The sequence below is a fragment of the Kitasatospora sp. NPDC091257 genome, from assembly GCF_044757675.1.
Classification (GTDB): Bacteria; Actinomycetota; Actinomycetes; order Streptomycetales; family Streptomycetaceae; genus Kitasatospora; species Kitasatospora lactacystinica.
Window position 1 is genome coordinate 1 of record NZ_JBIVVI010000531.1, and the last position, 5,935, is coordinate 5,935.

The following is a 5,935-nucleotide window of genomic DNA, read 5'->3' on the forward strand; positions in this document are numbered from 1 at the left end:
GGGGAGGGTGCTGTTGAGCGGCGGTCAGGCCGCCACCGGCCGGCCGGTCTCGTACGCCTCGCGGACCCGGGCCTGCGCCCGCTCGCCCGCCGCCAGGTGGTCGAGGCCGAGCAGCGCCGCGCCGAGCACCGGCGGGGCGACGACGACGCGCGGCTCGGCCAGCGGCGCGGCCGCGGCGAGCCGGGCGGTCAGGTTGTCCAGCAGCAGCGGGTGGCGGGAGGCGAGCACGCCGCCGCCCAGGACCACCGGGGTCGGGGTGTCCAGCAGGTCCAGGCGTCCGAGGGCCACCACCGCGAGCCGGACGATCTCGTCGGCCTGGCGGTCGATCAGCTCCAGCGCCACCGGGTCGCCGTCGGCCCCGACGGCGAACAGCACCCGGGCGATCTCGTGCAGCCGGTCGCTCGACAGGTGCCCGAGGTGGACGGCCTCGGCGACGGCTCCGGCGCTGGGCAGGCCGAAGTGCTCGGCGATGGCCCGGGCGAGCCCGGTCGGGCCGCCGCGTCCGTCCTCCGCGCGGACGGCGTGCCACATGCTGGCGACGGCCAGCCCGGAGCCGCCGCCCCAGTCGCCGGTGAGTTCGCCGAGGGCGGGGAAGCGGGCGGTGCGGCCGTCCGGCAGCAGGCCGACGCAGTTGATCCCGGCGCCGCAGACCACCGCGACGCCGCGCGGGCCGTCGGTGCCGGCCCGCAGCAGGCCGAAGGTGTCGTTGACGACGGTGTTGCCGGCCCCCCAGGGGTGGGACTCCAGCGCCACCCGCAGGGCCTCCTCCTCGACCGGCAGGTCGGCGTTGGCCAGGCAGGCGCTGACGTGGCTGGTGAGTACGCCGTTCCAGGACGGGTGCCCGGCCTCGGCGGCGGCCTGCTCGACCAGCGGGGCGAGGCCGGCGACCGCGGCCGCGCCGCCGATCTTCTGCGGCGCGAAGCCGCCGCCGCGGGCGGTGCCGAGGATGCTGCCGTCGGTGCCGATCAGGGCGACGTCGGTCTTGGAGTTCCCCGCGTCGATGGCGAGGACGCCGGGCAGGAGTGGTTCGGGCTGGTGGGTCATCAGGTCCCCGCGGCTCGTACGTGGCCCGGGCCGTGGTCGTCGGCCGGGTGCCCGGCCGTGGTCCCGGCCGGGGTGCCCGGCCGAAAGGTCCCCGGCCGGGGGTGGGCGGTCTCCTCGCGGGGCCCGCCCGGTGACCTCCTCCGGTCGCCGGGCGGGCGCGTCGCGGGCCGGATCAGGCCCAGGCGAGGTGCTCGCGGTTGTGGGCGAGCAGCCGGTCCGTGAGCTGGTCGGCGAGCTCGATCTGGCCGACCAGCGGGTGGGCGAGCAGGGCGTCGAAGACCCGGTCGCGGCCGCCGTGCAGGGCGGCGTCGAGGGCGAGGTGCTCGTACGAGGTGACGGCGGCGATCAGACCGGCGTACAGCGGCTCGACGGGCCGCTGCGGCAGCGGGCGCACGCCCCGCGCGTCCACCTCGGCCGGCACCTCGATGACGGCGTCGTCCGGCAGGAAGGGCAGCACGCCGTCGTTGCGGGTGTTCACCACCTGCACGGACGTCCCGCCGCCGGTGCCGAGCAGGGCGGCGATCAGCTGGACGGCCGCCTCCGAGTAGAAGGCGCCGCCGCGCTTGCCGAGCAGCTCGGGCTTGGTGTCCAGGGTCGGGTCGGCGTACAGCTCCAGCAGCTGCCGCTCGATCTCGGCCACCTGGGCGGCCCGCGAGCCCTGCTCCTTCAGTTCCGCCACCACCGCGTCGTGCTGGTAGAAGTACCGCAGGTAGTAGGACGGCACCACGCCGAGGCGCTCGATGACGGCCTGCGGCAGGTGGAGGTCCTCGGCGATCTCCTTGCCGTGCGAGGACAGCAGCTCGGGGAGCACCTCGCGCCCGGTCGCGGCGCCCGGGGCGTCGAGCAGGGTCACCCCGCGCTCCCAGCTCAGGTGGTTGAGCCCGACGTGGTCGAGCCGGACCAGCTCCGGGTCCACGCCCAGGTGCCCGGCGAACTTGCGCTGGAAGCCGATCGCGACGTTGCACAGCCCGACGGCCTTGTGGCCGGCGCCCTGCAGGGCCCGGGTGACGATGCCGACCGGGTTGGTGAAGTCCACGATCCAGGCGTCCGGGTTGGTCCGGCGCACCTGTTCGGCGATGTCCAGCACCACCGGGACGGTGCGCAGCGCCTTGGCGAGGCCGCCGGCGCCGGTGGTCTCCTGCCCGACGCAGCCGCACTCCAGCGGCCACGTCTCGTCCCGGTCGCGCGCCGCCTGCCCGCCGACGCGCAGCTGGAGCAGGACGGCGTCGGCGTCCGCGACGCCCGCCACCAGGTCGGTGGTCACCGTGACGACCGCGGCGTGGCCCTGCCTGGCGAAGATCCGCCGGGCGAGGCCGCCGATCAGCTCCAGGCGCTCGGCGGCCGGGTCGATCAGCACCAGTTCGCCGATCGGCAGGGTGTCGCGCAGCCGGGCGAAGCCGTCGATCAGCTCCGGGGTGTACGTCGAACCGCCGCCGACGATTGCCAACTTCAGTGCGGACATCAGCCCTTGACCCCTGTCAGTGTCACGCCTTCGATGAAGGCCTTCTGAGCGAAGAAGAAGAGGACGATCACCGGGGCCATCACCAGCAGGGTGGCGGCCATGGTGAGGTTCCAGTTGGTGTGGTGGGCGGCCTTGAAGGACTCCAGTCCGTAACTGAGGGTCCAGGCGTCGTGGTTGTTGCTGGCGTAGATCTGCGGGCCGAAGTAGTCGTTCCAGCAGTAGAAGAACTGGAACAGCGCGACCGCGGCGATGGCCGGCCTGGCCATCGGCAGGACCACCCGCAGCAGGGTGCGCAGGTCTCCGCAGCCGTCCATCCGGGCGGCCTCGATGTACTCCTTGGGGATGGTCATCAGGAACTGGCGCAGCAGGAAGATGGAGAACGCGTCGCCGAAGGCCATCGGGATGATCAGCGGCCAGAGCGAGCCGCCCAGGCCCATCTGCTTGGACCAGAACAGGTACATCGGGATGACGGTGACCTGCGGCGGCAGCATCATCATCGCGATGACCGCCATCAGCGCCAGGTTGCGGCCGCGGAAGCGGAACTTGGCCAGCGCGTAGGCCACCGGGAGGCTGGAGACCACGGTCAGCAGGGTGCCGAGCCCGGCGTACAGCAGGGTGTTGCGCCACCAGCCGAGGAAGCCGGGGACCTCCCAGACCTTGCCGAAGTTGCCCCAGTTCCAGCTGGTCGGCCAGTAGTCGGTGGTGAGCGCCTGCTGGTCCGACATCACCGAGGTGAGGAGGACGAAGACGAAGGGCAGCAGGAAGAACAGCGCGGCGGCGATGGCCAGCGCGTGCACGGCCACCCAGTTGAGCACCGCGCGGCGCCGGGCGGCCCGGGCGGCGGGGCTGCCGGACCGGGAGGGGCGGGAGGGGCCGGTCGCGGCCGGTGCCTCGGTGAGTGTGGTGCCAGGAGTCATGATCAGGTCCTCACAGGCCGCTAGCCGTCGCTCGCCATGAAGCCGGATCGGCGGCGGAGCAGGATCGAGGTGACGGCCATCGAGATGGCGAACAGCACCAGGGCGACGACGCAGGCCGCGCCGTAGTTGAAGCGCTGGAAGCCGAGGTTGTAGACCATCTGCGGCAGGGTCCAGGTGGAGCCGCCCGGGTAGCCGGGCTCGAAGGGCTGGCCGGAGCCGCCCGCGATGCCGCTGGCGACCTTCCCGGCGACGATCGCCTGGGTGTAGTACTGCATGGTCTGGATCACCCCGGTGACCACCGCGAACATGATGATCGGCGAGATGTTCGGCAGGGTGACGTACCGGAACCGCTGGAACGGGCCGGCGCCGTCCAGCTCGGCCGCCTCGTACTGGTCCCGGGGGACGTCCAGCAGCGCGGCCATGAAGATGACCATCAGGTCGCCGACGCCCCACATGGCGAGCAGGGTGAGCGCGGGCTTGGACCAGTCCTCGGAGGCGAACCAGCCGGGCTGCGGCAGGCCGAGCTCGCCGAGCAGGTGGTTGACCGGGCCGGTGCCGGGGTTGAACAGGAAGGCGAAGGCGACCGTGGCGGCCACCGGCGGGGCCAGGTACGGCAGGTAGAAGGCGGTGCGGAAGAAGCCGGCGCCGGTCTTGACCTTGGTGATGAGCATCCCGATGCCCAGGCCGAAGGCGACCCGCAGGCTCACCATGACGACGACCAGCCACAGGGTGTTGCGCAGGCCCTGCCAGAAGGCCGGCAGCTGGTTGAAGACGTAGTCCCAGTTCTTCAGGCCGCTGAAGGCCGGGGTGCCGAAGCCGTTGTAGGAGGTGAAGGAGAAGTAGACGGTGGAGATCAGCGGGTAGGCGAAGAAGACGCCGAAGCCGATCAGCCAGGGGGAGAGGAAGGCGAGGGTGCGGGCCGCCTCCCGGCGGCGCTTGCGACGCAGCAGGTGCTGCGTGCCGGGCGCCGCCGGGCCGGTCGGTCCCGCGTCGGCCTCGTCGTTCCCCTTGCGGGTGCCGAACGCGAGTGACATGGGAGCTCCGTGGACCGTTCCCGGGCTACTTGGCCTGGGCGATGTCGGTGTCGATCTGCTTGGCCGTGGCGGCCAGGCCCGCCTGGAGGTCGGTCTGCTTGCCGGACTCGTAGTCGTAGCCGAGGTTCTGCAGGGTGGTGATGTAGCTGCCGCCGTTGACGGCCGGCGGGGTGGTGCCGGAGTGGGGGTTCTTGGCGACGTTCAGGAAGGTCCTGAAGTTGTCGTCGCTCACCAGCTTGGGCGAGTCGAGCGCCGCGATGGTGCTCGGCACGTTGTGGATCGCGTTGGCGAAGCCGACCACCGCGTCGGTGTCCGTGGTCAGGTACTTGACGAACTCCCAGGCGGCGGCCTGCTTCTTGCTGGTGCTGGCGATGCCGACGATGGTGCCGGTCTGGTAGCCGCGGCCGTAGGTGTCGGCCTGGTCGTCCGGGACGGGGAAGGCGGCGGTGGCCCACTCGAAGTCGGGCTTGTCCTTGGCGAGCGAGGCGGTGCGCCACTCGCCGTCGAGGATCATCGCGATCTGGCCGGTGTGGAAGGGGTTCTTGGCGCTGAACTCCTCGCCGAAGGTCGCGCGGTACTTCTCCAGCTTGGCGTAGCCGCCGAGCTGGTCGACCAGGCCCTTCTGCCACTTGAGCATCGCGGCGACCTTCGGGTCGGTGGCGATGTCCGACTTGCCGTCGGCGCCGAAGTAGCTGGGGCCGTACTGGCCGAGGTAGTGCTCGGTGGTGGACTCGTAGCCGTGGTACAGCGGCATGAAGCCGAGCTGCTTGTACGAGTCGCCGTCGGCGAGGGTCAGCTTGGTCACGTCCTCGGCGAACTCGCTGAAGGTCTTCGGCGGGTTGGCGATGCCGGCGTCGGCGAAGGCCTTCTTGTTGTAGTACAGGCCGTAGGCGTCGCCGAGCAGCGGCAGCGAGCACTGGTTGCCCTGGAACTGGGTGTAGTCGAGCATCGTGGCCGGGAAGGTCTTGGCCGGGTCGATGCCGCTCTTCTGGAGCATCGGCTTGAGGTCGACGAAGGCCTTGGTCGAGCAGAACATGCCGACGTTGTTGGTGGTGAAGGAGGAGACCACGTCCGGCGCGTCGGAGCCGCCGGCCCGCAGGGCCTGGTTGACCTTGTCGTCCGCGAGGCTGTCCACGGCCTTGACGTGGATGGTGGGGTGGGTCTTCTCGAAGGCGGCGATGTTGTCGTTGATCGCCTTGAGCTCGTTCTCCTGGCTCCAGCCGTGCCAGAAGGTGATGGTGACGTCCTTGCCGCCGGCCGATTCGTCGGAGCCGCCCGTGTCGCTGGAACCGGTGCAGGCGGAGGCGAGCAGCGCCAGGACGGCGCTGCCGGCGACGGCGGCGACGGTGCGGCGGCCTCTGCGGGAGGTGGTGGCGTGCACTTCGGGATCCTCCTGGGGGTGCGCGGGCAGGCCTCGTTGCCTCGGGTCCCGCGTTCGGGGGTTGGGGAGAGGTGGGTGCGGGTGGCGAGGTGACAGG

Annotated in this window: 5 protein-coding genes; all 5 read right to left on the reverse strand. The window is 71.6% G+C overall.

Annotated features, from left to right (window positions below):
• Nucleotides 1-24 precede the first annotated feature (24 nt).
• Nucleotides 25-1,044, reverse strand: coding sequence for an N-acetylglucosamine kinase (locus ACIQOV_RS23535; protein ID WP_401051405.1), 1,020 nt, complete (start codon nucleotides 1,042-1,044; stop codon nucleotides 25-27).
• Nucleotides 1,045-1,216: 172 nt separating this feature from the next.
• On the reverse strand, nucleotides 1,217-2,497 hold the full coding sequence (locus ACIQOV_RS23540; protein ID WP_401051414.1) for a 6-phospho-beta-glucosidase: 1,281 nt from the start codon (nucleotides 2,495-2,497) through the stop codon (nucleotides 1,217-1,219).
• A gap of 8 nt (nucleotides 2,498-2,505) precedes the next feature.
• Nucleotides 2,506-3,423, reverse strand: a complete 918-nt coding sequence (locus tag ACIQOV_RS23545) for a carbohydrate ABC transporter permease (protein ID WP_401051407.1) — start codon at nucleotides 3,421-3,423, stop codon at nucleotides 2,506-2,508.
• A 20-nt stretch (nucleotides 3,424-3,443) separates the two neighbouring features.
• A complete protein-coding gene (locus ACIQOV_RS23550) occupies nucleotides 3,444-4,457 on the reverse strand; it encodes a carbohydrate ABC transporter permease (protein ID WP_401051409.1) in 1,014 nt (337 codons plus the stop codon).
• A 25-nt stretch (nucleotides 4,458-4,482) separates the two neighbouring features.
• Nucleotides 4,483-5,838: an ABC transporter substrate-binding protein gene (locus ACIQOV_RS23555; protein ID WP_401051411.1), complete on the reverse strand. Its 1,356-nt coding sequence runs from the start codon at nucleotides 5,836-5,838 to the stop codon at nucleotides 4,483-4,485.
• Nucleotides 5,839-5,935 lie beyond the last annotated feature (97 nt).